Source organism: Acinetobacter pittii (assembly GCF_034064985.1).
Lineage (GTDB): Bacteria > Pseudomonadota > Gammaproteobacteria > Pseudomonadales > Moraxellaceae > Acinetobacter > Acinetobacter pittii_H.
Genome location: NZ_CP139249.1, coordinates 1,123,176 through 1,148,822 on the forward strand (window position 1 = coordinate 1,123,176; position 25,647 = coordinate 1,148,822).

23 protein-coding genes and 1 tRNA gene are annotated in these 25,647 nt (G+C 38.7%); 13 read left to right on the forward strand and 11 right to left on the reverse strand.

Annotation, left to right across the window (positions count from 1 at the left end):
• Position 1 precedes the first annotated feature (1 nt).
• The gene (gene epmB / locus SOI76_RS05405) at positions 2-1,018 is read right to left on the reverse strand and encodes an EF-P beta-lysylation protein EpmB (RefSeq protein WP_017387258.1); all 1,017 of its coding nucleotides are present in this window, start codon (positions 1,016-1,018) and stop codon (positions 2-4) included.
• A 73-nt stretch (positions 1,019-1,091) separates the two neighbouring features.
• On the opposite strand from epmB, the gene efp reads away from it, so the two are divergent.
• The 6 genes from efp to SOI76_RS05435 all read left to right on the forward strand — a co-directional run bounded on the left by efp (position 1,092) and on the right by SOI76_RS05435 (position 6,144).
• Positions 1,092-1,661 carry an elongation factor P gene (gene efp / locus SOI76_RS05410; RefSeq protein WP_002118666.1) on the forward strand — a complete coding sequence of 190 codons (570 nt, stop codon included), beginning with the start codon at positions 1,092-1,094 and terminating at the stop codon, positions 1,659-1,661.
• 166 nt (positions 1,662-1,827) lie between these two features.
• Positions 1,828-3,924 (forward strand): carbon starvation CstA family protein, encoded by a 2,097-nt coding sequence (gene cstA, locus SOI76_RS05415; RefSeq protein WP_016140378.1) that lies wholly within the window; start codon positions 1,828-1,830, stop codon positions 3,922-3,924.
• On the forward strand, positions 3,924-4,229 hold the full coding sequence (locus SOI76_RS05420; RefSeq protein WP_000980869.1) for a YbdD/YjiX family protein: 306 nt from the start codon (positions 3,924-3,926) through the stop codon (positions 4,227-4,229). The genes cstA and SOI76_RS05420 overlap by 1 nt, the downstream gene beginning before the upstream one ends.
• 167 nt (positions 4,230-4,396) lie before the next feature.
• Positions 4,397-4,473, forward strand: a tRNA-Val gene (locus SOI76_RS05425).
• Between the two features lie 765 nt (positions 4,474-5,238).
• Positions 5,239-5,793 (forward strand): TetR/AcrR family transcriptional regulator, encoded by a 555-nt coding sequence (locus tag SOI76_RS05430; RefSeq protein WP_104079064.1) that lies wholly within the window; start codon positions 5,239-5,241, stop codon positions 5,791-5,793.
• 105 nt (positions 5,794-5,898) lie between these two features.
• Positions 5,899-6,144 (forward strand): hypothetical protein, encoded by a 246-nt coding sequence (locus SOI76_RS05435; protein ID WP_104079249.1) that lies wholly within the window; start codon positions 5,899-5,901, stop codon positions 6,142-6,144.
• A 35-nt stretch (positions 6,145-6,179) separates the two neighbouring features.
• Here SOI76_RS05435 and SOI76_RS05440 read toward each other — a convergent pair whose 3' ends face one another.
• Complete coding sequence (locus tag SOI76_RS05440; protein ID WP_005068005.1) at positions 6,180-6,866, reverse strand: pirin family protein; 687 nt, start codon at positions 6,864-6,866, stop codon at positions 6,180-6,182.
• Between the two features lie 187 nt (positions 6,867-7,053).
• Entirely contained in the window at positions 7,054-8,292 is a 1,239-nt protein-coding gene (locus SOI76_RS05445) for a L,D-transpeptidase family protein (protein WP_057074386.1), read from the reverse strand.
• 302 nt (positions 8,293-8,594) lie between these two features.
• On the opposite strand from SOI76_RS05445, the gene hemE reads away from it, so the two are divergent.
• The 4 genes from hemE to SOI76_RS05465 all read left to right on the forward strand — a co-directional run bounded on the left by hemE (position 8,595) and on the right by SOI76_RS05465 (position 13,043).
• Positions 8,595-9,668 carry a uroporphyrinogen decarboxylase gene (hemE, locus tag SOI76_RS05450; RefSeq protein ID WP_104079062.1) on the forward strand — a complete coding sequence of 358 codons (1,074 nt, stop codon included), beginning with the start codon at positions 8,595-8,597 and terminating at the stop codon, positions 9,666-9,668.
• Between the two features lie 6 nt (positions 9,669-9,674).
• The gene (locus tag SOI76_RS05455; protein ID WP_104079061.1) at positions 9,675-10,469 is read left to right on the forward strand and encodes a DUF817 domain-containing protein; all 795 of its coding nucleotides are present in this window, start codon (positions 9,675-9,677) and stop codon (positions 10,467-10,469) included.
• 149 nt (positions 10,470-10,618) lie between these two features.
• Positions 10,619-11,089 (forward strand): DUF3015 family protein, encoded by a 471-nt coding sequence (locus SOI76_RS05460; protein ID WP_003650547.1) that lies wholly within the window; start codon positions 10,619-10,621, stop codon positions 11,087-11,089.
• Between the two features lie 61 nt (positions 11,090-11,150).
• Positions 11,151-13,043 (forward strand): DUF4105 domain-containing protein, encoded by a 1,893-nt coding sequence (locus SOI76_RS05465; protein WP_104079060.1) that lies wholly within the window; start codon positions 11,151-11,153, stop codon positions 13,041-13,043.
• A gap of 66 nt (positions 13,044-13,109) precedes the next feature.
• Here the strand turns inward: SOI76_RS05465 and blaADC are convergent, their stop codons facing one another.
• From blaADC to SOI76_RS05505, 8 genes are all read right to left on the reverse strand, one after another.
• Positions 13,110-14,261, reverse strand: a complete 1,152-nt coding sequence (gene blaADC, locus SOI76_RS05470; protein ID WP_104079059.1) for an ADC family extended-spectrum class C beta-lactamase — start codon at positions 14,259-14,261, stop codon at positions 13,110-13,112.
• A gap of 150 nt (positions 14,262-14,411) precedes the next feature.
• The gene (folE, locus tag SOI76_RS05475; RefSeq protein ID WP_171067934.1) at positions 14,412-14,960 is read right to left on the reverse strand and encodes a GTP cyclohydrolase I FolE; all 549 of its coding nucleotides are present in this window, start codon (positions 14,958-14,960) and stop codon (positions 14,412-14,414) included.
• An 89-nt stretch (positions 14,961-15,049) separates the two neighbouring features.
• Positions 15,050-15,739 carry a Smr/MutS family protein gene (locus SOI76_RS05480; RefSeq protein ID WP_032053316.1) on the reverse strand — a complete coding sequence of 230 codons (690 nt, stop codon included), beginning with the start codon at positions 15,737-15,739 and terminating at the stop codon, positions 15,050-15,052.
• A gap of 10 nt (positions 15,740-15,749) precedes the next feature.
• Positions 15,750-16,556: an indole-3-glycerol phosphate synthase TrpC gene (gene trpC / locus SOI76_RS05485; protein WP_104079058.1), complete on the reverse strand. Its 807-nt coding sequence runs from the start codon at positions 16,554-16,556 to the stop codon at positions 15,750-15,752.
• 9 nt (positions 16,557-16,565) lie between these two features.
• Positions 16,566-17,615: an anthranilate phosphoribosyltransferase gene (gene trpD, locus SOI76_RS05490; RefSeq protein WP_032053318.1), complete on the reverse strand. Its 1,050-nt coding sequence runs from the start codon at positions 17,613-17,615 to the stop codon at positions 16,566-16,568.
• A gap of 9 nt (positions 17,616-17,624) precedes the next feature.
• Complete coding sequence (gene trpG / locus SOI76_RS05495) at positions 17,625-18,209, reverse strand: anthranilate synthase component II (RefSeq protein WP_039250772.1); 585 nt, start codon at positions 18,207-18,209, stop codon at positions 17,625-17,627.
• A gap of 292 nt (positions 18,210-18,501) precedes the next feature.
• A complete protein-coding gene (locus tag SOI76_RS05500; protein ID WP_104079057.1) occupies positions 18,502-20,304 on the reverse strand; it encodes an aminopeptidase P family protein in 1,803 nt (600 codons plus the stop codon).
• Positions 20,301-21,842 carry a peptide MFS transporter gene (locus tag SOI76_RS05505; RefSeq protein ID WP_104079056.1) on the reverse strand — a complete coding sequence of 514 codons (1,542 nt, stop codon included), beginning with the start codon at positions 21,840-21,842 and terminating at the stop codon, positions 20,301-20,303. The genes SOI76_RS05500 and SOI76_RS05505 overlap by 4 nt, the downstream gene beginning before the upstream one ends.
• 774 nt (positions 21,843-22,616) lie before the next feature.
• Here SOI76_RS05505 and glnA point away from each other — a divergent pair.
• The 3 genes from glnA (at position 22,617) to ubiA (ending at position 25,543) form a co-directional block, all read left to right on the forward strand.
• On the forward strand, positions 22,617-24,032 hold the full coding sequence (gene glnA / locus SOI76_RS05510) for a type I glutamate--ammonia ligase (protein WP_002052696.1): 1,416 nt from the start codon (positions 22,617-22,619) through the stop codon (positions 24,030-24,032).
• A 126-nt stretch (positions 24,033-24,158) separates the two neighbouring features.
• On the forward strand, positions 24,159-24,668 hold the full coding sequence (gene ubiC / locus SOI76_RS05515; protein ID WP_032053324.1) for a chorismate--pyruvate lyase family protein: 510 nt from the start codon (positions 24,159-24,161) through the stop codon (positions 24,666-24,668).
• The gene (gene ubiA, locus SOI76_RS05520) at positions 24,665-25,543 is read left to right on the forward strand and encodes a 4-hydroxybenzoate octaprenyltransferase (protein ID WP_032053326.1); all 879 of its coding nucleotides are present in this window, start codon (positions 24,665-24,667) and stop codon (positions 25,541-25,543) included. The genes ubiC and ubiA overlap by 4 nt, the downstream gene beginning before the upstream one ends.
• Positions 25,544-25,647: the final 104 nt, after the last annotated feature.

A 25,647-nucleotide genomic window follows, 5' to 3' on the forward strand; every position in this document is an offset into this window, starting at 1 on the left:
CTCAAAAAGTTGTAGCCCCAAAAAGCGGTGTTTTATTCTTTTCGCCCGCAATTTCCCTGACGAGTTTAGGAACCAAATACCCCGGTAGGTTCGCTAACACGTCACGATAGATATCATCTATCTCGGATGATTCTAAATCAAAATGTTGTGCACCTTTTACTTTATCTAAAACATGTAAGTAATAAGGCATAACGCGAGCTTCAAATAAACGATAACTTAAATCAATTAACGTCTGTGCAGAGTCATTGACACCCTTAAGCAATACTGCCTGATTTAGTACAGTAATGTGATGGTCAGATAACTGCAACAATTTTGAACAAGTAAAGTCATCGAGTTCAGAAGCATGGTTTGAGTGTACCACCAGAACTATACGCAGCCTACTGTTTTTTAATAAAGAAATTAGCTGTTCGTCGATCCGGTTAGGAATGACAATTGGGACTCGTGAGTGAATTCTCAGAATCTGGATTTGTTTGAGAGATGATAGGCGTTCTAACCAAAGTGCTAATTTACGGTTAGAAAGAGTAAGCGGGTCACCACCACTTAAAATGATCTCGTTAATGTTCGGGTTTGCTTCAATATAGTTTTTAATATTTAGCCAATCTTCATTTTTTGGCAAATTTTCTTGATAAGGGAAATGACGACGGAAGCAATAACGGCAATGTACGGCGCAAGCACCAGTCAAAGTCAGTAAAAAACGTGACTTATATTTATGTAATACGCCCGGTAATTGATTTGCTGCTTCTTCACCTAATGGGTCAGTAACGAACTCAGGATGTTCTTCAAGCTCTAGATGATGAGGTAATACTTGTAGCAAAAGCGGGTCAAGCGGGTTTTTAGCGTTCATTTTTCCGACGAACGCACGAGGAACACGCAATTTAAACTTTTCAGAAGCCAGAATCGCACCCGATAATAGCTGTTCTGAGGATAACTCGAGTAGGCTTAGCAATTCCGAAGGATCAGTAATAAGGTCACTCAGTTGAGATTGCCAGTTTTGCTCTTGGTATAAATAGTTTATCATTTGACACGATTAAGATAATGCAACAACGCATTATATCGCATAGTTGACTTGTTAAGTTTGGAGTGTGCCTTTCATGGCCTATTATTCTACAAATGATTTCAAAGCAGGCCTTAAGGTTATGCTTGATGGTAACCCATGTTCAATCATGGAAAACGAATATGTAAAACCAGGTAAAGGTCAAGCGTTCAACCGTGTAAAATTACGTAACCTTAAAACCGGTAAAGTATTAGAAAAAACTTTCAAATCAGGTGACTCTTTAGAAGCAGCTGACATCGTTGAAGTTGAAATGGAATACCTATACAACGATGGTGAAATGTGGAACTTCATGGATCCTGTATCTTTTGAGCAAATCGCTGCAGACAAAATTGCTATGGGCGATGCTGCTAAATGGTTAAAAGACGATTCAAATGAAAAATGTACAATTATGTTGTTCAACGGCGTACCTTTAACAGTAAGCCCACCGAACTTCGTTGTATTGAAAATCGTTGAAACTGATCCGGGCGTACGTGGTGATACTTCTGGCGGCGGCGGTAAACCAGCTAAGCTTGAAACAGGTGCGGTTGTTCGTGTTCCGTTATTTGTTCAGCAAGAAGAAAGCGTTCGTGTAGATACTCGTACTGGCGATTATTTAGAGCGTGCATAATAGTTAAAAAATACACTATTATCGAAGGGATGATGTAAATCATCCCTTTTTTTATGCGAAAGTATAAGAGGAAAAAAATTAAAGGAGGAGTACAGTCACAAGGATTTGCTAGAGAACAGTACATAACAATATAAAAATGCTGTAGTTATTTATTGAGAGGTTAAGAATGGACACAATGCAAGCGAAATCTACGCTTCCCTCCAAGCTGGTCTGGAGCCTAGTGGCAATAATAGGTGCAATTTCTTTTGGGATGCTGGCACTCAGCCGTGGTGAACATGTCAATGCGGTTTGGCTTGTACTCGCTGCAGCATGTGTATATAGCATCGCATATCGATTTTATAGTCTATTTATTGCAACTAAAGTATTTGAATTAAACCCAAGACGTTTAACCCCAGCACATCGTTTAGCCGATGGTCTGGATTATGTACCCACCAATAAATATGTGCTTTTCGGTCACCACTTTGCTGCAATTGCAGGAGCGGGGCCATTAGTCGGACCAATTTTGGCTGCACAAATGGGCTTTTTACCAGGAACGATCTGGTTATTGGTCGGTGTGGTTTTGGCGGGTGCGGTACAAGACTTTTTAGTTTTATTTATTTCAACGCGTCGAGACGGTCGATCGCTTGGTGAAATGGCAAAACAAGAACTCGGTTCTTTTGCCGGTATTGTGGTCATGCTCGGTGCGCTTGGGGTAATGATTATTATCCTTGCAGTACTGGCTTTAGTTGTGGTGAAAGCACTTGCCCATAGTCCATGGGGTGTTTTTAGTATTGCAGCGACGATTCCAATTGCATTATTTATGGGCGTTTACATGCGTTTTATTCGCCCGGGACGTATTGCCGAAGTTTCTATTATTGGCTTCGTCTTAATGATGCTTGCCATTGTGTATGGCGGACATGTTGCAGCAGATCCTTATTGGGGTGAATTTTTCACTTTAACAGGTACACAGCTTACATGGTGCTTAATCATCTATGGATTTATTGCCTCAGTTTTACCTGTCTGGTTATTGTTAGCACCACGTGATTATCTATCAACGTTCCTTAAAATTGGTGTCATTTTAGGTTTAGCAATCGGTATTGTGATTGCATTACCTGAATTGAAAATGCCAGCAGTGACTCATTTTATTGACGGTACTGGCCCTGTATTCTCAGGTAGCTTATTTCCATTTCTATTTATTACCATTGCCTGTGGTGCTATTTCTGGTTTCCACGCACTTGTATCAAGTGGTACAACACCAAAACTCGTGAATAATGAAGCTGATATTCGTGTGATTGGTTATGGCGGCATGCTCATGGAATCTTTCGTCGGTATTATGGCGATGATCTGTGCAACTGTCTTAGACCCGGGGGTGTACTTTGCGATTAATGCTCCTGCGGCTGTGCTTGGTACAACTGTAGAATCTGCGGCAGAAGCTGTGCGCAATTTAGGCTTTGTTGTTACGCCTGAAATGCTGACTTTATTGGCTCAAGAAGTGGGTGAAAGCTCAATTCTTTCACGTACGGGTGGTGCACCTACATTTGCGATTGGTATGGCACATATCATTTCGGAAATTTTTAATAGCCGTGAAATGATGGCGTTCTGGTACCACTTTGCGATTTTATTTGAAGCATTATTCATTTTAACTGCTGTAGATGCGGGTACTCGTGCTTGTCGTTTCATGGTGCAAGACACGGTTGGTATTGTTATTCCTGCGGTTAAAGCATCAGGTTCATTCTTCGGTAACTTAGTCGGTACAGCTGTTGCGGTAGGTGGATGGGGCTTCTTCGTCTATCAAGGTGTGATTGATCCTCTCGGTGGTGTTAACTCCTTATGGCCTTTATTTGGTGTGGGTAACCAAATGTTGGCTTCGATGGCGCTCATTTTGGGTACAGTCATTTTGTTTAAAATGAAAAAAGAAAAATATGTATGGGTGACCATCATCCCAACAATTTTCTTATTCGTGACTTGTATGACTGCGGGATGGCAAAAGATTTTCCACGAAAATCCAAAGATTGGTTTCTTGGCTCAAGCGAATAAATTTTCAGATGCGATTGCTCGTGGTGAAATTCTTAAACCAGCCAAAACTATTGCTGAGATGCAAAACATTGTGATGTCAAATCAAATTAATGCTGCGCTTTGTGGCTTCTTTATGATTGTTTCGATTGTCATGATTATTGCTTCAATTGGTATTGTGCGCCGTGCTTTAGCAAGTCCTAAACCGACTGTAAACGAAGCGCCAGCTGTATATGCCGATCCGGAAGTGGTCACCCCACGAGGAGAGTAATGATGAATTTTAAATTTGCAAAAAATGGAACTGTCATTATTGCGAAAATCATCAAAATGACGGTGCTCTCGCAAAAAGAGCTACTACTTTCGCCAAAGAACTGGTCGCGTATTGCAACTTTGTGGCAGCGTTTGCAGCAAAGCTTTCGACTGATGGTGGGGGTTCCAGACTATCAAACTTATCTGGAACATATGAAAGCGCATCATCCTGATTTAACACCAATGGATGCGACGACTTTCTATCGTCATTGTGTTGATTCGAGATATCCATCGGCAGGTGGGAATTTAAAGAAATGCCCTTGTTAAGTTGAGATTAATAGTCAGCTAAAGAAACGGTATGTGGTTAAACCATGTACCGTTTTTCTTTTTTGGAAAATGAAAAAGAGTTTGCTTAAAGTCTGCTCACTTGTATTTTTTTAGATGGCAAATCACTTGTTTTGCTTTTGAAAAATGAATATTATGCTTTCCATTCTAGGTGTATAGCTCAGTTGGTTAGAGCGCTACGTTGACATCGTAGAGGTCTCCAGTTCGAGTCTGGATATACCTACCAAGACATTAAAGTCATATAAACTCGAATAGCTTTACATGACTTGAAAAGCCCTAAACTATAATGGATTAGGGCTTTTTTATTGGCTTCCATAAAACGGTTCGGAATATAGGAGCGATAAATAGAATCCTATAAATTTACTAAAACATTCCTACTTCAAAAAATCATATACCTCTAAAAATCCCCCCTTTATAAACCCCACTTAAACAATAACTATCTTATTATTTATCCTTACTTTTTAATGATCTAATTTAAAACAAATGTCATTTTGTGTGCTTGACTGCTAAAGGGCAGAGCACTATCCTTTGCCTGCTGGCCGACATTGCCAGTCGGTTTTAGCAGACCGTTCCGAAAAGCATTAAAAGTTAATTCTTTTAGTGACGAACCCTCGTGCCCCCTCTACGGTGGAACGGGAGGGGGACACCTTCGGGTGTGCTGGGTTTTTTCGGCCAGTCTGCTAACCCCCTTTCGTTCTGCCACCATAATTCTATAAATGTCTGGCAGAACTCCCAATAAAAAGGAGTTGGCTTTGCATATTCATTATTTCTTGGCAGCCTTTGCCAAAACCTATAACGACACAACTTAAAATTTAAAGCAGCTTGATGACCTTTAGGGTTTTCAGGCTTTAAGTCATTACGGCTCAAAAAACTTGCATTAACTATAAAACTTGAGATGTGCCAAGCACAGTCTTTACGGCTTTGCTATGCCTTTTTTTCTCCCAAAAAAGTATCTCGTTTAGAAACAACAAAAATTTATAACGGTAAAAATATGCCAAATTTAGTTCTCTCAACACGTGCTATTCAAATCATTAATACATCAATTCATTTGTTTCACCATCACGGATTTCACACAGTGGGCATCGACCGAATCGTGAAAGAGTCTCACACTCCAAAAGCAACTTTTTATAACTACTTTCATTCTAAAGAGCGATTTATAGAAATCTGTTTGATCGTGCAAAAAGAACGCTTAAAAGAAAAAGTAGTCTCAATTGTTGAGTACGATCAAAGTACAAACGTGAAAGATAAACTTAAGAAACTTTATTTCTTACATAGCGATGTAGAAGGGCCATACTATTTATTATTTAAAGCAATTTTTGAAACCAAACTGACCTATCCAAAAGCCTATATCACCGCAGTGAGATATAGAACGTGGCTCATCAATGAAATTTATAGTCAGCTTAGAACACTCAGAAATGATGCAACCTTTCAGGATGCCAAATTATTTTTATATATGATTGAAGGCGCAATTATTCAGCTTTTAAGTTCGGATGTGGCAATTGAGCGGGAAAAGGTGTTGGATTGTTTTTTGGTGGGGTTGGTTTAATGCAAATTTTATTTATCAAAAAAAAAACTTGTTTATTAAACATGACTCATATAATAAATGGGAACACAACAAGCATCTCTACCGCTTGATCTAGGAGGTCATTATTTGAAGTTATTTATTGTTATATTTATTGCAATTTTTTCTAGTATTGGACTCATTTGTTTAATTGCGCTACTCAGAAATTTAAAAAATTATTCACCATCTGGTGAGCATGATCATTCATCTGCTTCAACACATCATTTTCACGATAATAGTCCGAGTCATCATCATAGCTCTAGTTATTCAAATGACTGTTCATCATCATCTTCAGATTCAGGAGGATGTGATGGCGGCGGTGGCGGAGGAGATTAAAAAAAGCCCTTTTATGCAAAGGGCTTTTTTATGATTTAAGGTAAATCGAACCAGATAAATTGACTGTCTTCAGTTGCATGGATTGTCGCTTTATCTTCAAAAACTAAAGCATCGCCTGCTTTAACTTCTTGATCGCCAATGCGGACTACACCTGAAATCACGTGCACATAGTTCACTTTTTTAACCGTATCAACAGTTAACTCATGTCCTTTTTCCAATACAGCAGATTTTACTTCTGCATTTTGGCGAATATGCATTGGTGCATTTGCATCAGGACCTGCAATTAAATGCCATTTGTTTGGATCTTTACGCGGGTCAAGATTAATTTGCTGGTAATTTGGCTCTGCATCTCTTTCATCAGGAATAATCCAGATTTGTAGTAAATGTACAGGCGTATCAGTGTTGTTGATTTCACTGTGGGCCACACCTGTGCCGGCACTCATGAGTTGCCATTCACCCGCTTTAATCTGGCCTTCATTTCCCATGGTGTCACGATGTGAAATTGCACCATCTAGCACACAGGTTAAGATTTCCATGTTGTCATGGGAGTGCGTACCAAAACCATTATGCGCATCAATCTGGTCGTCATTAATTACACGTAGAGCGCTTACACCCATATATTTAGGGTCATACCAACTACCAAATGAAAAGCTATGATAAGACTCTAACCAGCCTGCTTTTACATGACCTCGATCTTCACTACGATGTAGATAAGCATTCATGATCTAATCTCCCAAATTTTTATTTATCTCTTGAGAAATATCTTAATGTTCTATAGAGGCTAGAAAAATAGGCTAACTGCAACATGTCGTTGCATAATTGATATGGTTGTAAAGTTTTTTATGGATCAATGAATTTTCTAGAATAAAAAAACCTGCCATGCAGGCAGGTTTTTAATAGAACTATTAATTACTCAAGGAATTTAACAGTTACGCCAGAACGTACTTTATTTCCTAAATCGTTTGCATCCCAGTTCGTTAAACGGATACAACCGTGTGAAGCTGTTTTAGAAATTAAAGACGGGTTTGGTGTTCCGTGAATACCAAAAGATTTTTTACTTAAACCAATCCAGATATTACCTACAGGAGCATTTGGACCTGGTGGTAAAGAAAGCGGTTTTAAGTTTTTACCTTGTACGAAGTTAGAAGGTGAGTAGCTATACCATGGGTTACGAGCTACACCAACTACCTTGTAAGTACCGGTCGGAGAAGGCGTATCAGTACTGCCAATTGTTGCAGGAAATGATGCAATCATTTGGTTACGGCTGTTGAAGAGGTACAGTTGTTTTGCACCCTTATGCGCAATAATCAAATGAATGTCTTCTGGTAAATCATTGCGTACGTTTGGAACAATGATTTTTTCACCCGCTTTTTTGAATGTCGCAGTTGGGTTAATTTTCTTTAAGAAAGCTTCATCAATGTGAAACTTCTCACCCAACATTTCGCTAACACGTGTGTAGTACAAACCTTTCATTTTGGCTTGTAATGCGTAGTCAGAAGGAATCGACTCAGCATATGGACCTTTTAAGTCAGCATCAGAAATCGTGTATTCAATAAATGCTGGCTTGGTTTGTTTAGCAACTAACGCATCCCAAGTTTCTTTAGTGAGTTCACCAGTAGGTGACAAACCATTCATTTGTTGGAATGAAGAAATTGCTTTTAAAGTGTTTTTACCGCTCATGCCGTCAATTGCACCTGGTGATGCATGTGCATTATTTAGCATAACGTGAGCACGTGCATAAACTGGAAGCTGGCCTTTACCAATATTTTCAGACCATTCCGCCGAGTTTAAGCTATCTAAAGTCCATGATGCAGCGGTTGTCGCAGTAGCCGTAGACGCAGCAGTGGTTTTAGCAACAGCTGGAGTCGACGCCGCGATGCCTGATTCAGCATTTGGGTCTTCAGTTTTCTGTAAATTTTGTAATGTTGTTGACGCTCGATTTAGGTCATTTTGTTCTTGAGCGGTAATTTGTGTCGGAGCTTGAGCTTGTACAGTTGAAGCTGCTTCTACTGCTAAAGGATCAATCGGATCTTCTACAGGAGCTGATACCTTTTTAGGGTTCAGGGGTTGCTCAGTTGTTGAAGCAGCAAAAGCAACATTAGCAATAATACAACTTAAACTCATAGCGAGTAATGAGCGAACAAACATGTAATTCAACCTTAAGAATTTTCATATAAGCAATAGGAAGATTGATTTGATCTCAAAGTGCATAAAACTACCAATAACTCATCTCTATGAGTCCAAGATTGGCAATTTAGTGATTAAAAGAATATCAATAAACCCAATGTAACATGTTGCAAGTATTGCAGAAAAGCCCACTACTTGCAGTAGACTTTTGTGTAAATATGCATTTTTTAGTAGATTGACGCGTTTTTTGTGTGAAATTGAAATTATAAAATTCTCTATGTTTTTGATATGATGCTGCCACATAAAGAATATAGAGATTGGTAATGACGACTTTGAAAAATGATCGTTTCCTACGAGCTTTGTTACGCGAACCTGTAGATACCACACCGGTATGGATGATGCGTCAAGCGGGACGTTATTTGCCTGAATATCGTGAAACACGTTCAAAAGCAGGCGACTTTCTATCTCTATGTAAAAATACAGAATTTGCTTGTGAAGTAACTTTGCAGCCTTTACGCCGTTACGACTTAGACGCAGCGATTTTATTTTCAGATATTTTAACAATTCCTGATGCATTAGGTTTAGGGCTTTATTTTGAAACGGGTGAAGGCCCTAAGTTTCAAAAGACGGTTCGCACTGAACAAGATGTCGCGAATTTACCCAAGTTAAATGCAAAATCAGACCTTGATTATGTGATGAATGCGGTAAGTACAATTCGTTCTGCTTTAGGTGGCCAAGTTCCACTGATTGGTTTCTCTGGTAGTCCTTGGACGCTTGCAACTTATATGGTTGAAGGTGGTTCAAGTAAAGAGTTCCGTTTCACCAAGCAGATGATGTATGCGCAGCCAGAAGTTTTGCATGCCTTACTTGATCATTTAGCAGATTCAGTCATTGATTATTTAAATGCTCAAATTGATGCAGGTGCTCAAGCCATCCAGATCTTTGATAGCTGGGGCGGGGCATTAGCATACCGTGAATATGTGGAATTCTCTTTAAACTACATGAATAAAATCATTGCAGGTTTACAGCGTGAGAAAGACGGCCGACGTATTCCTGTTATTGTGTTCACCAAAGGTGGTGGTCAATGGTTAGAACCAATGATTACCACTGGTGCGGATGCATTAGGTTTGGACTGGACTACTCCGCTCAATACAGCTCGAAATGTTGTCTCTGGACGCGTAGCGTTACAAGGCAATCTTGATCCTGCTGTTTTATATGGCTCGGCTGCTTCAATTGAAAAAGCAGTGAAAGCGATGTTAGACGATGCCTACGCAAATGGTGAAAAAACAGGTTACGTTGCTAACTTAGGCCACGGTATTACCCAGTGGGTAGACCCTGCACAGCCAAAAATCTTTGTAGATACAGTACATGAGTATAGTGCTAAATATCTAGGATAGTTTTTTGTGCGCCATCTGATTTTACCCATTCATTTTATCGGCAAGGCTGTTTCGGCAGCCTTGTTTGGTATTCTGCTTTTAATTGCTTTTGCTTTAACAGCGCCGATGGGAAGCCATGAATATATGGGTTTTTATCGCTATGATTATTTACTTATCTATGCATTGTTAATCCAGATCTGCTTACTTTATTTAAAGCTTGAATCATGGGCAGAAGCCAAAGTTATTGCTTTATTTCATGTTATGGCGATGGTCATGGAAATATTCTTAACACACCCTGCAATTGCATCATGGCAATATCCTCAGCCCGCCGTATTTAAAATCTTAACTGTGCCTTTATTTGCAGGCTTTATGTATTCGGCTGTGGGTAGTTTTTTTGCACGGTCAATCCGACTGTTTCAAGTTTCTTTTGAAAAGCTTCCTAGTTTTAGAAGTATGCTTTTATTGGCATTTTTCTCATATATAAACTTTATGAGTAAATTTTTTGTACCTGATATTCGCTATATTTTATTTGCGATCAGTATTTTTATTTTTTGGAAGACTAAGCTTTATTTTCAGCTCAATGAACATAAATTTAAAATCCCGATGTTACCTGTATTGTTTACACTCGCTTTTCTCATCTGGATTGCTGAAAATATTAGTACTTTTTATAAAATCTGGCTCTATCCAAGTCAGGTAGATGCTTGGCATATGGTAGGCTGGGGTAAACTTGGTTCATGGTATTTATTATTACTCTTAAGTTTAGTATTAGTGCTTAAAATATTAGGTCATCGAGATAATCAAGGTGACTGGAATTTAAGATAAATTTTTCTTTTGCACTTTTTATCATATTGTTTATTTTTTAATTGCTAATTCACAGCCTTCTCGTTATCTTTAATAGCGTGTAATAAAAATTACACATAACAATACAACACATAAGAAACAATCAATAATGATTTTGGAGTTATACATCTATGTTAAAAAAATTAGCTTTAGCTGCGTTATTAGCAGCTGGTTCAAGTGTTGCAATGGCTGACAACGATGTAGGTTGTGGTGTGGGTACACAAGTCTGGGCTGGCAAAAAAGGAGTAGCGCCTAAAATTCTTGCTGCGACAACAAACGGTATTTTTACTAACCAATTATTAGGGATCACTTTCGGTACTTTAGGCTGCCGTCAAGGCGGAACAGTAACTGCTCAAGTGGTTACATTCACAAATGAAAATGCTGAAGCTTTAGCTCGTGATATGGCAGTAGGCCAAGGTGAAAGCCTGAACGTACTTGCTGAGTTAATGCAAATTAAACCTCAAGATAAAGATCGTTTCTTCAAAGTTTCAAAAGCAAACTTTGGTGAAATCTATTCAGCAAACAACCAAAATACGCTTCAAGTATTAGCATCATTACAAACTGTAATGGCTAAGGACGACGTTTTAAAAGCTTACGTATAAGTTTGAAACTGAAAACCCTGTCGTATGGCAGGGTTTTTCTTATATTTAATGATAAAAATTGATGAGCTTAATGAAGTCAGTTGTTTTAGTTTTTGCCTCTTTGGCAGTGAATATTGCGTATTCAGCAGATATAAATCCATCTATTCAAAAATATTGGTCAATCGCAGAACAACAAAATCTAGATCAAGACATTACATGGCAAAGGCTCATGTATGCCAATAAAAACCAGAAAAGTGAGGTCACTTACGGTGGCTATTTCCTATCAAAAAATGGAAAAAATAATCTAAAAGAAGAGCTGAAAGCTGACATCTCGGCACTATTTATGCCTGCTCAAGATAATCAGTCGATTCGTTGTAAGTTCCCTGCACGGAGCCAATGGCTCATACAAAAAGTAGGTATTCAAGAAAATGAACTGCCTCAAGTAAAGTGTTCAGAATTTGAAAACTGGATTGGGCAGATCAAGCCCTACAAAGCGACATTAATTTATGCGACCGATTTTATGGGCAATCCTAGCTCCATGTTTGGCCATACGTTATTGCGTTTAGACCCAAAAGATCAGCAACAATTAAATTTAGTTTCTTATGCTGTAAATTATGCAGCAACTGTGGCAGGGAACGACAACTGGTCATATGCATGGAAAGGTTTAACAGGGCAGTATCCAGGTGAATATTCACTAATGCCTTATTACCGTAAAGTAAAAGAGTACGGCGATTTTGAAAGCCGTGATTTATGGGAATATGAGTTAAATCTATCACCTGAAGAAACTCGGTTTTTAGTAAGTCATATTTGGGAAATGCAACATGTGAGTTTCCCTTATTACTTTGTGAGTGATAACTGTGCCTATCGATTGTTGGGATTGGTCGATTTAGTAAAACCTGAATCTAATTTACAAGAAAAATTCACTTATGCCTCCATTCCAATGGAAACTATTAAATCAATGCAGCAGCAGGGACTTACCAAAGCTCCTGTATATCGACCTGCATTAGAAACTCAGTTATTGGCACAAGCTCATCAGCATGGTGCTTCACTGGCGAAGATGGCTCATCAAATTACGATGATGCCGACACAGCAGTCTTCTCAGATTTTAAAATCATTTAGTGAACAGGATCAGGCTAAAATCCTAGAGATGGCTTACGATGATTTATACCTTCAATTTATTAGCCGAAAAATAGAAGAAAGTGTTGCTCAGCCGCAGTTACGCCAGCTTTTAGCACTCAGAAGTCAGATTGATTTAGATAAGCAGCGTCAAGAACCTAAAAGACCAGCAAAGGAACCAACTCAAGGTCATAACGCTCGTAACTTTTCCTTGAAAGCTGGTGAGGTGCAAGGTGATAAGTTTATCGAACTTGGTCATCGGCAAGCCTACCATGACTTAATAGATCCTCAAGGCGGATATCGTGCAGGTACTCAATTACTCTTTTTAAATGGTAATGCGCAGTGGCGTAATGACCATTTAAAACTAGAACGTCTTGATCTGTTAGAAGTGAACTCTTATAACCCGATTCAACCATTTAAAACACCACTGAGCTGGGGATTTAATTTAGGTTGGCGTCAGGAAGCTATTCATGAAGGAAGCTTTAATGAAGACAAACAACACGGTGTAGCAAGCTTTAATGCACAGGTCGGTTACAGTCTTGCAGACTATGAGCGTAAGCATATTTGCTATGGGCAACTACAGACCTACGTACAAACAGGTTCAAATCTAGATAAAGGATGGCGTGTAGGCGTGGGTCCAACTTTAGGTTGTATGAACCAATGGTTTGAGCGCTTCAACTCTGTCGTGCAAATTGAGTTACCCTATTGGGAAGACCAAAATCAATGGAATTTGAGAGTCAATACGCAGTGGCAATATGTAATTAATCGCAATAATGCTGTTCGTTTAAACTGGGATTATGAACAACAAAATCATCAAGACTGGATGAAATCAAGTCTAGGATATGTTTGGTTCTTTTAAAGAATAAACCCATAAAAAAAGAGAAATGAGATTATTCATTTCTCTTTTTGTTTTAAGAAAAGACGATTATTTCTTTATGGCATTTAACACAGCATAAGCTGCTTTAATGCGTTCTTCATTCGGAATACGTTTATTGGTCAACATGACTAAACCAATATTTTCTTTAGGAATGAACACGACATATGTTCCAAAACCGTTAGTCGAACCAGTTTTGTGGAACATCTTAACGGAAGGTTCTTTTGAAATAGCAGTCACTTTATTAGGCTTCATCACGATTTGTTCTGAATTACTGTCTAATAAAGTTTGTAAAGGTGCTGGATAAGAGAACTCTTCCCAACCAAGTGCCTGATACATGGTGCCGACTTGATAGAAACCTTGATGTGTTTCATTAATTGCACGTTGAATATTTGCTGGATATTTTTGTGGATTTAGGTTGGCATTAATAAACTTAAGCATATCAGGTAAGGTAGATTTAACGCCGTATGCTGGTGCATCGAGTGGACCGGGATTAACGCGAATCGGCTGATTTTCTTGGTTATAGCCAAATGCATAGTTTTGTAACTGAGTTTTAGGCACATTTACATAACTATGTTTTAAGCCAAGCTCTGGAAAAATTGTGTTTTCCAAGACTTGGTCGAAAGGTTTATTGATAGACAAAGCTACAACTTTTCCAAATAGACCAATACTTGGGTTTGAATATTGTCGATATTCACCGATTGGGTTTTTAGGTTTCCAGTCTTTGAAAAATGTTAAAACTTGCTGATCTGTTTTTACTTCATCTGGAAATTGCAAGGCAAGGTTGCCACTGGTATATGTCGCAAGTTGAAGTAAATTCACTTGATCAATCGATGTATTTTTTAGTTCTTTCCAATATTTTCCGGGTGTGTCATCAAAAGAGAGTGTTCCTTTTGTTTTGGCATATCCGCCTGCTGTCGCGGTAAATAATTTACTGACCGAGCCTAGCTCAAAAATGGTATTGCTATTAACGGCTTTTTTATCTTGAACGGATTGTAAACCATAATACATTTCATATTTTTTATTATTTTGAATAACGCCTACAGCCATACCGGGTACATCATATTTTTCTAATAAAGGTTTAAAGTTTTGATCAACCAGTTTTTTGATCTCTTGCTCTTTTGGTGTATTACCCGCATAAATCGAGCTACTAAAAATAAAAAGAGGAGGTAAAAGTAAGCAAGAAATTTTTTTAAATTGCATGATTAACTCATAAATTATTTAAAAATAAAGATGGATACTTTTATAACAAAAATCACCTAATTTAATTGTTATGTTTTATGGAGTTCGGGAAGTATTTAGATGTAAAAAAGCCCAACTGAGTCGGGCTTTAATTAGTTTACTAAATAAAAATTAGTAACTTTCAGGTACAGCACTCAAGAACTCACGACGTGCTTCTTTATCAGTTTTAAAATCACCAATAAATGAAACAGTACGGGTAGTTGATTCTTGCTTACCTACACCACGCATCATCATACACATATGTGCTGAATCGATAACTACGGCTACACCACGAGCACCAGTCACTTCAGCCACAGCTTCTGCAATTTGCTGCGTCAAGTTTTCCTGAATTTGCAAACGACGTGCAAACATTTCAGTAATACGTGCAAATTTCGACAAGCCAAGAACTTTGCCTTCCGGTAGATAGGCAACATGAACACGGCCATAGAATGGAAGGAGATGATGTTCGCAAAGCGAATAAAATTCAATATTCTTCACCAATACCATTTCATGGTTATCTGATGGGAAAACAGCATTATTGGTGACTTCTTCTAAAGTTTTACTATAGCCAGAAGTTAAATATGAAAAAGCTTTAGCCGCACGCACAGGCGTATCTTTAAGGCCGGGACGATCAAGATCTTCACCGACGGCAGTCAGAATATTTGCGTACGATTGCTGCATAGACATAAGAATGTTCACTTACACTGGTTGAACAAAACGGCATTCTATCAGAAAACTATAAAAAGTCTGAATTCTGTAGAAAATGCCGATTATTGTTGGTACTTGGGATTTTTTTCTGCACGTTTAAGCAGTACGAGAACGGCGCCTGTGCCACCTTGATTTTCTGGAGCACTTACAAAGGCTAAAACATCGCGATGTTGGCGTAACCATCCGTTGACATAGGTTTTTAAGACAGCTTCTGGGCCCTTACCATGTACGATCTTGATCACATTTTGATTTTCATCTTTTGCGATCTGGATAATTTGTAGAACCGCATCACGTGCTTGTTCAATGGTACAGCCGTGTAAATCGACAGCTTCAAACCAACGCATCTTGCCAGCTTTTAAGTCTTCAAAAACTTTATGCTGAAGGGTAGCAATACGATAGCTTAAGGTTGCTTGGCTTGCGACAGGGTTTAAAGCCGCTTGAGTATCAGATAACTCGGCATGTTCAGTGTCACGCCCACCTTCGGCAGCTGCACGTTTCGCTAATGTTTGAGCATCAACTTTTTTTACGCGAGGGGTTCTCACATCAGCAATATTACTATTATTGATGGGTTTAACACCTGCTACAGCACTTTGAAACAGATTTGCATTTTCCAATTCTTCAGACTCAGCCTGAGGTTGTTTGACCTCAGGCTGACTTGCGATTTTGCTTGAATGAGGATTGGAGATTTGCTTTTTAAATTGCTTCAATAACTTTTGTTGCTCTTTAGAAAGCGATGAATCTTTATTACTCATATATCTTCTATTAAACCGTTTGGGGTTGTCCAAAAAGGGCACTAAAGGCTTGATCTGGTCTTGGTTGTTTCATAAAACTTTCACCAACCAAGAAGGTGTGAATATCATGTTCTTGCATCATGCGAACATCATCTGGAGTGGCAATACCGCTTTCGGTCACGAGTAAACGAGAGGCAGGAAGTAAATTTTTCAAACGAATTGATGTGTTTAAATCAACATCAAAGGTTTTTAAATTACGGTTATTCACACCTAATATACATTGCTCAGACAACTTTAAAGCACGTTCAAGTTCTTCCTCGTCATGAACCTCAACCAATACATCGAGTTGATGTTCAAAAGCAGTTTTAGACATTTCTTCGAGCTGCTGGTCTGACAAAGAGGCAACAATCAATAAAATACAGTCAGCATGTAAAGCACGTGCTTCAACCACATTATATGGATCAATCAGAAAGTCTTTACGTAAAGCGGGTAAAGCACAGTGGTTTCTTGCGATTGCGATATTTTCATCTGCCCCCTGAAAAAAATCAACATCAGTTAAAACAGATAAACATGCTGCTCCAGCTTGTTCATATTGTTCGGCAATTTCAGCAGGATTAAAATCTGCACGAATAATGCCTTTTGATGGAGACGCTTTTTTAATTTCAGCAATCACGGCAGGGCGTTTGTGTTGTAACGCTTTTGCAAATCCTCTTACCGGAGTTGCAGCTTTTGCAAGCTCTTCAACATCCTGTAAATTACGTTGTTTTAAACGCGCAGCAAGTTCCTCATGTTTACGGTCAACAATTTTACCTAAAATGGTATTTTGAATATTAATCATGAGAAATCCTTAATCTGCCTGACATTGTTTTAATGTTTTGGTAAATTCAGCCAAAACACTCATTTTTTCTAAAGCTTGTCCGCCGTAGATAATATCTTGAGCGAATGAAACAGCTTGAGCATAGGTTTTGGTAATACCAGCCACATAAATACCAGCACCCGCATTAAGTGCAATCATGTTTGCTGCTTTTTCACCAATAGCAGTTTTATTTTTACCTAACGCATCTTTAATTAGCTTTAAGCTGGCAGCGGCATCCGCAACAACTAAACCATTTAAAGTTTGTGATTCAATTCCGACATCTTCTGGGTTAAGCGTCCATTCAGTAATTTCGCCGTCTTTGAGTTCTGCAACAGCAGTAGGAGCAGCAAGGCTGATTTCATCGAGTCCATCTCTTGAATGAACCACCATGACATGTTCAGCACCAAGTTGCTTCATAACCTCTGCAATCGGACGACAAAGCTCATCTGAGAACACACCAATTACAAAGCGTTTTACACCAGCCGGATTCGTAAGCGGGCCAAGTAAATTGAAAATACTACGAACACCAAGCTCACGACGTGGGCCGACAGCATATTTCATTGCTTTGTGATGATTTGGAGCAAATAAAAACCCTACACCCATCTCACGAATGCAGCGTTCAGTTTGTTGCATGTCTAAATCAAGATTAATACCGGCTTGCTCAAGTAAGTCTGATGAACCTGATTTACTCGAAACGCCTCGGTTACCATGCTTTGCAATGGTTGCGCCTGCTGCTGCAATCACAAAGCTTGAAGCAGTAGAAACATTAAACAAGTTTTGTCCGTCGCCGCCAGTACCCACAATATCAACTAAATATTTGATATCGCTCACATCAATTTTGATGGCGAATTCACGCATAACACGTGCGGCAGCAGTAATTTCGTCAATACTTTCACCTTTCATGCGAAGGCCCATCATCAAAGCACCGATTTGTGCCTCGGTTGCCTCACCTTGCATGATGCTGCGCATAATGTCTTCCATTTGCGGCTGAGTCAGGTGAATATTTTTTGTTATATGGTTAAGTGCTTGTTGAATATTCATAGTGATCACTTATGCATAAATATCTAAAAAGTTTTTAAAGATTTGATGGCCATGTTGACTCAAAATAGATTCTGGATGGAACTGCACACCTTCGACAGGCAATGTCTTATGTTTAACACCCATAATTTCTTCCATTGAGCCATCTGCTTCGTTGGTCCAACACGTGACTTCCAGGCAATCAGGCAGGGTTTGCTGATCAATCACCAAAGAGTGGTAACGAGTTGCCGAGAATGGGCTAGGGAGATTACTGAAAATACCTTTATTGCTGTGGTACATATCAGATAAACGTCCATGCATAACCGTTTTGGCTCTTACAATGTTTCCGCCAAAAGCTTGCCCAATACTTTGATGCCCTAAACACACGCCAAGCAGAGGAATTTTTCCGGCAAAGTGATTAATTGCAGGAATAGAAATACCCGCTTCACTTGGAGAGCAAGGGCCAGGACCAATAACCAAATATTTAGGTTGCCATCGTTCAATATCCTCTAATGTGACTTGATCATTGCGAACTACTTTTACTTCCTGATTCAACTCGCCAAAATATTGGACGATGTTGTAGGTAAAAGAGTCGTAATTGTCGATCATTAGAAGCATGATGAACTTAACCTCATGATAATTAATATATATTTAATTAAGTGACTAGAGTTTTACTCACAATGTTACTTACTTTTTAAAAAGTACCTTTATTTGATCAAATAAAAAGCCGCTTTCTAAGCGGCTAATATAACAAAAAAAGAAGTGACCAGTTTAACTATTTCATTCGTTAGACATTTGCAAACAAAATTGAGCTTTTATGGATATAAAGTTTATTTAAAAATAAAGATAAAGACAGAATAAGCTTTTCATTAGAAATAAAAAATTATTCTGCCCCCATAAAAAGAGAAGATTAAATCTTACGCGTGCTATAAATCAGCCAGTCTAAGACCTCTCCCGACAAATGTTCAGCTAGTCTTTCTTGGACGGTTCGATGGTAACCATTTAACCAGTCTTTCTCTTCATTCGTTAGCAGATCAACAACGATACAATCTACATGAATCGGGCAAAGTGTGAGCGTTTCAAACTCTAAAAATTCACCGTAAGTTTTTTCAAAGCCAGAGTGAAGTTTGTTTGCAACCAAATTCTCAATACGAATGCCGTATTGTCCTTCATGGTATAGACCCGGTTCATTAGAGAGAATCATTCCTTCGCGCAATTTACTGTAAGCATGTACAGGCGCATAGTAAGAAAGAACTTGTGGCCCTTCATGTACGTTAAGTGCAAAGCCTACGCCGTGACCTGTTCCGTGTCGATAATCTAAACCATATTGCCATAAAGTATGTCGACAGATTGAATCGAGTAGCGGTGCAGCTAAACCTTCTGGATAAATAGCTTTTGCCAAAGCAATGTGACATTTTAAGACCAGCGTATAGTCACGTTTTTGTTGCTCCGTTGGTGTTCCCACAGGAACAACACGAGTAATATCAGTTGTTCCATCTACATATTGGCCGCCAGAATCAATGAGCAATAAACCATCGCCCTCAATAAAAGAGTATTGCTCTGGAGTTGCACGGTAGTGGGGTAGAGCACCGTTGGCGTTAAAGCCTGCAATCGTTGAAAAACTTGGTCCTATAAATCCGTCTTGCTGAGCGCGGTAGGCAGTAATTTTCTCATCGATAGTCAATTCTGAAATACGTTCACCCTGATGAAGTGCTTTTTCTAGCCAATAGAAAAAGTGACAAAGCGCGACTCCATCTTTAAGCATTGCATGGCGGATATGAGCAATTTCACTTTCATGCTTACGTGATTTAAAAAGTGTACTCGGGTTAATGTCGTATACAACCTGAATATCTTTTGCGATGGCTTGTTCATGAAAAAGCGATACTTTTGCTGGATCTAAAAGCACAGATGGATCAGAAATATTAGCTAAAAACTTAGACGTATCTTCATAATTACGAATTTGAATGCCATCGGCTGCGAAAGCTTGTTGAATGGTTGAATCCAGTTTACTGCTATCAATAAACAGAACAGCTTGCTCTGCATTAATATAAAAATGAGAAAGAAAAACAGGGTTGTATTCTACGTCTTGTCCACGTGCATTTAAGACCCATGCAATATCATCTAAAGATGAAATAAAATGACCCGCAATATTCTTGCTATGTAAAGTCTCACGAATAGCCTGAATTTTTTCTTTACGAGAGAGGGCATTTAGCCCTTCAGGCATTAAATGGATTTTTTCAGAGGGTAGTTCTGGGCGGTCTAACCAAATCTCTCCAACTAAATCTTTTTGAGTCTCGAGTTTATAGCTATGAACTCGTGCAGTATGTTCGAGTGCTTTAAATTGTTGAATGGATAATGTTTGGCCATTTACTGAAATGACCGAACTAGTTGGTAGATTTTTCTCAATCCATGCGAGATGTGTAGAAGTTTCATCACTGGTCAGTTTTTGTAATTGAAAGCCAGTTCCAGCAAGTTGTTGCTCGGCTTGTACCCAATAGCGACCATCTGCCCATAGGCCTGCAAAGTTTTGGGTCACCACAAGCGTACCAACCGAACCACTAAAACCACTGAGCCATTGTCTCGCCTTCCAATAGTCTGGTAAATATTCTGACATATGGGGATCGGCACTCATTACAACAAATGCATCAATTTGCTGAATACGCATGAGTTCGCGAAGTTTTTCAAGTTTTTCTGGAACAGTTAAAACGCTCATATAGTTTCCAAGTCAGGTTGAACTTTACTGGTAGTTTTGTTCATTAATCTATTAATAGGTTTCTTTAATAAAAATAACACGATTGCGCCAATCACTAATGCCAAAACACATCGCATAAACAGGGTGGGTAAATGATCAATATTATCTGCTGATACATGTCCGCCAATAAGACCCGCAATGAGATTACCTAAAGCTGAGCCAGTAAACCACAGACCCATAATTTGACCGCGTATAACATCAGGTGCAAGTTTGGTCATGGTTGATAAGCCAATTGGGCTTAAACAAAGTTCACCTATGGTAAGCAAAAATATAGTACCGACTAACCAAAATGGTGAGACTAAACCGCCCGCAATTGCGAAACGACTCGCAAAAGACATGAGCAAAAAGCCGCCTGCTGCGAGTAATAGTGCAATGATAAATTTGCTGATATAGCTTGGGTCTTTATTTGACTTACCTAGCTTCGTCCATAGCCAAGCTGCAACTGGAGCAAAAACAATAATAAATAGGGCATTGATGGATTGGAACCATACCGTTGGTATTTCAAATCCGAAAACAATACGGTCTGTATAATCTTGCGCAAATAAATTAAAAGATGTTGGTTTCTGCTCAAAAGCAGACCAGAATAATGCTGAGGTTGCTAATAAAACGAAACAAACAATAATTTTGAATTTATCATGCTGTTCTAAATTTAGGAAAAGTAGCAAATACGCAAAATAAGCAATAATCCCAATCCCAATTGCAACTGTTAAATAAGTTGCTACTGCGACTGGATTGATATGTATGACGCCAAAGAAGGTAAGAGCACTAATAACTGCGACAGATAGTAAAAAGGAGAAAGCAATTTTGGGCGCATTTTTATTTTCAACAATGGGTTTATTGCAATTGTCATTTTTTTGACGCAACTGATTAAAAGTTTGTAGCTGTGGAATAGCGAAAATACGAAAAATAAGTAATGCAACTAACATCCCAAGGCCACCAATTCCAAAACCTAAGTGCCAGTTATGATCACGTGCTAATAGACCCGTAAGAAGGGGAGCAATAAATGATCCCATATTTATCCCCATGTAAAAAATGGAGAAACCGGCATCTCGTCTACTATCCTGAGCTTTATATAATGTTCCAACAATCACTGAAATACAGGTTTTAAATAAACCTGATCCAAGCACAATAAGAACTAAACCGAAATAAAAAAAGAATTGATCAAAAATGGTAGTGAGGGCAATTGATAAATGACCTAGTGCAATAATAATGGAACCATACCAGACCGATCGTGCCTGACCTAACCAGTTGTCGGCAATCCAACCACCAAAAACAGTCATTAAATACATAGAGCCTGCAAATAACCCAACAATTGCTGCAGCGGTTGGACGGTCAAGGCCTAAACCACCTTCGTTGACCATTGCAATCATATAAAGAACGAGTAAAGGCCGTATACCATAATAAGAAAATCTTTCCCAAAGCTCTGTAAAAAATAAAGTTTTTAGGGGTTTTGGATGGCCGAAAAAAGCTCTGTCATATTGTTCGAGTTCATGCTTCATTTCAAATCCTTTGAACTGATTGGTAGTTTATAGAAAACCAAACTTTTAGTTTGTTCAATTATAAAAAAAAGTTATGTTTCATTTTTTAGATTTTTTTAACTTGAAAAGCAAGTTTGTCATGTATAAAAAAGGTATATAACAAACGGTAAAAATTAGATCAGAAAATTATAAGGTGAGGTGGGTTCTATAAAGTTTTTACTGCACCAAAGCTGATCAACTCTTGCTTTAGTACAAAGAACTATAAAAACAAAGTTAGATTAATATTTTAAGGCTTTAGAATTTCAATGGATGAGTATGAACTCATAAAGTACTCCATTTTAAAAATATCTATTCAGAAGAAGTCTTTTTAAAGCCTTTATTAGCAAATCGTGATGTATATACTATCGTCTCAGCTCTAACTTAAAAATTTCATATAAAATAGATTATTATTTTCATGCATTGCAGTAAGAAGGTCGGCTTTCTATATAAGAAAGTATTATGATCATGAATGACTGCTAGATATTGATGCGATGATTCATATTGGCGCAACAATTTTGCACTAAATTAGGGCGATTGCGAGCTATTCTTGTATGCCATAATTTGAAAATGTCTGAATATGGTGCATTTAACTATGCAAACAGTATAATGGGTTCGAGACAAGGGGCCTAAATCATGGATAGTTATAAGCAATTCAATGTTTTAGGTAAGTCTTATAAAGTTGGTATGAGAATTGCTATATAAATACCAGCAACTAACACGCACTTAACAAGTGCAACAAAATTTCATTGGAGCAAAATGAGCATGGCGAACAAGGTCCTTCAACTCATACAAGAAAGTGGCGCAAAATGGGTCGATTTTCGCTTTACTGATACTAAGGGTAAAGAACAGCACGTAACTTACCCAGCTGATTCTATTGATGAAGATACTTTTGAAGACGGTAAAATGTTTGATGGTTCTTCAATCGCTGGTTGGAAAGGCATTGAAGCATCTGACATGATTTTACGTCCAGATGCAGAAACTGGTTTCATCGACCCGTTCTTTGCTGAACCAACTGTAGTTGTGACTTGTGACGTTATTGAACCTTCAACAGGTCAAGGTTATGAGCGTGACCCACGTTCGATTGCTCGCCGTGCAGAAGAATATTTAAAATCTACAGGTATCGGTGATACTGCATTCTTTGGTCCAGAACCAGAATTCTTTGTATTTGACGAAGTGAAATGGGACATCGATATGTCTGGCGCTCGTCATACATTAATCGCTGAAGAAGCAGCTTGGTCTACTGGTAAAGATTACGAGTCTGGTAACTCTGGTCACCGTCCACGTGTTAAAGGCGGTTACTTCCCAGTTCCTCCAGTTGATTCTTCACAAGATATGCGTGCAGAAATGTGTGCAAAAATCGAAGACATCATGGGCCCAGGCCGTGTAGAAGTACATCACCACGAAGTTGCTTCTTGCCAGTTAGAAATTGGTGTGAGCTTCAATACACTTGTACGTAAAGCTGACGAAGTTCAACAGTTCAAATATGCTGTTTGGAACGTTGCTCACCAATATGCAAAAACTGCAACCTTTATGCCTAAACCAATGGTAGGTGATAACGGTTCTGGTATGCACGTTCACATGTCTATCTCTAAAGATGGCAAGAACTTGTTTGCTGGTGATGAATATGCAGGCCTTTCAGAAATGGCATTGTACTTCATCGGTGGTATCATCAAGCACGCTCGTGCATTGAATGCAATCACAAACCCGTCTACAAACTCATACAAGCGTTTGGTTCCTCACTTTGAAGCACCAATTATGCTTGCTTACTCAGCACGTAACCGTTCTGCTTCTATCCGTATTCCATACGTTTCTAGCCCTAAAGGTAAGCGTATCGAAGCTCGTTTCCCAGACCCAATGATGAACCCGTACTTAGGTTTCGCTGCATTATTAATGGCTGGTATCGACGGTATCCAAAACAAGATCCATCCGGGCGAAGCTGCTGATAAGAACTTGTATGATCTTCCTCCAGAAGAAGAAGCAAAAATCCCAACAGTTGCTCATAGCTTAGATATGGCTCTTGAAGCACTTCAAGCAGATCACGAATTCTTGTTGAAAGGTGGCGTGTTCACTAAAGAAATGCTTGATGCATACATCGAACTTAAAACTGAAGATGTACGTCGTCTTAACACGACTACTCACCCAGTTGAATTCGATATGTACTACAGCTTGTAATACATATTTTCGTAAAAAAGCCTGCTTATGCAGGCTTTTTTATTGTTCAAAATGTTGATTGAATTCTCTACGTTTTTTATCAAAAAATTGGGGTAAACTAGCTGCGAGTTATCATGTGAGCAGATTATGCGTAAACGGCAACCAGTACATAAACAGGAAAAGACTTTAAATCCTGAGTTGAAAACATGGTTGTATGCGTCTGGTTCTCTGACTCAACAATTAACTGAGCTTGGTGGTGGCCAGTTCAGTGTAAAGCCCTTTAAAGAACACTTTCAGCGTTTAACTTTTGCAGATAGCCAATGGATGAATATGTCTCATGCTCACACCTCGTGGGTAAGGGAAACTTATTTATATGGCTGTGAGGCAGAGCCGTGGGTGAAGGCAAAAAGTATTTTTCCAATTCAAAGTTTACAAAAAAAGGCCCGTATATTTCAGCATATTGGATCTAAACCGATTGGCTTTTTCCTATTTCAAAGAACAACTCCGCTTTGTGACCGTCGTGTCATTCGTTTGCCAGAAGGCTGGACACGACAAAGTTGCTATACTTGGCATGGATGTAAATTTATCGTCCAAGAAACATTCTTACCGGCTTTTGAAGCTTTTTTAAATCAGCAGCACGACAAGGAATCACTATGACGACTGCAACAGGCACAACATGGCGTCAGCGTTTAGAAGCTTACTATTATCTCTGCCGATTCGATAAGCCAATTGGTACTGAACTGGTTTTCTGGCCAACCATGTGGGCGCTTTGGGTTGCATCAAAAGGAATACCTGATTTAGGTATTTTATTTGTCATGATTTTAGGTGTCATTTTTATGCGTGCCGCTGGATGCGCTATTAATGATTTTGCAGACCGTAAAGTAGATGCTCATGTTGAGCGTACTAAAACGCGTCCGCTAGCAACCGGAATTATTCGTGCAAGAGAAGCGGTGTATGTGTTCTTGGGGCTAGTGTTAGCAAGTGCATGTTTGTTGTTCTTTTTACCGATTGAAACCTTTTATTGGTCATTTGGGGCATTATTTTTAGCATTCATTTATCCATTTATGAAGCGCTATACTAACTTACCTCAAGTATTTTTAGGCGCAGCATTTTCATGGTCAATTCCTATGGCTTTTACCGCGGTAGGTAAAACTCCAGATTTGACTTGCTGGTTGCTCTATTTTGGTAATTTGGCTTGGACAGTGGCTTATGACACTCAATATGCCATTACTGACCGTGAATATGATTTAAAGATTGGCGTGAAATCTACAGCTATTCTTTTTGGTCGGTATGATATCCAGATTATTGCGCTTTTACAGGCAACGAGTCTTGTTTTGATTGGTACTGCACTATATTTAGAAAATATTTTATTCCCATGGGCGATCATCGCTTTAGTGATTGTAGCATTCGATTTTATATATCAAACAATTAAGACCAAAGACCGCAACCCTCAAGTCTGCTTTTGGGCATTTCGTCACAATCGTTGGGTTGGATTAATCATTTTTTTAGGAATATTTTTAAATTTCATATAGTAAAAATGACCATGAGGTTGAAAAGTGTTCTATGCAGAGCACTTTTTTTATGTCTTAATATTTGTGCATAAAAAATATGCGGAATAAATAACACATAAAAAGGA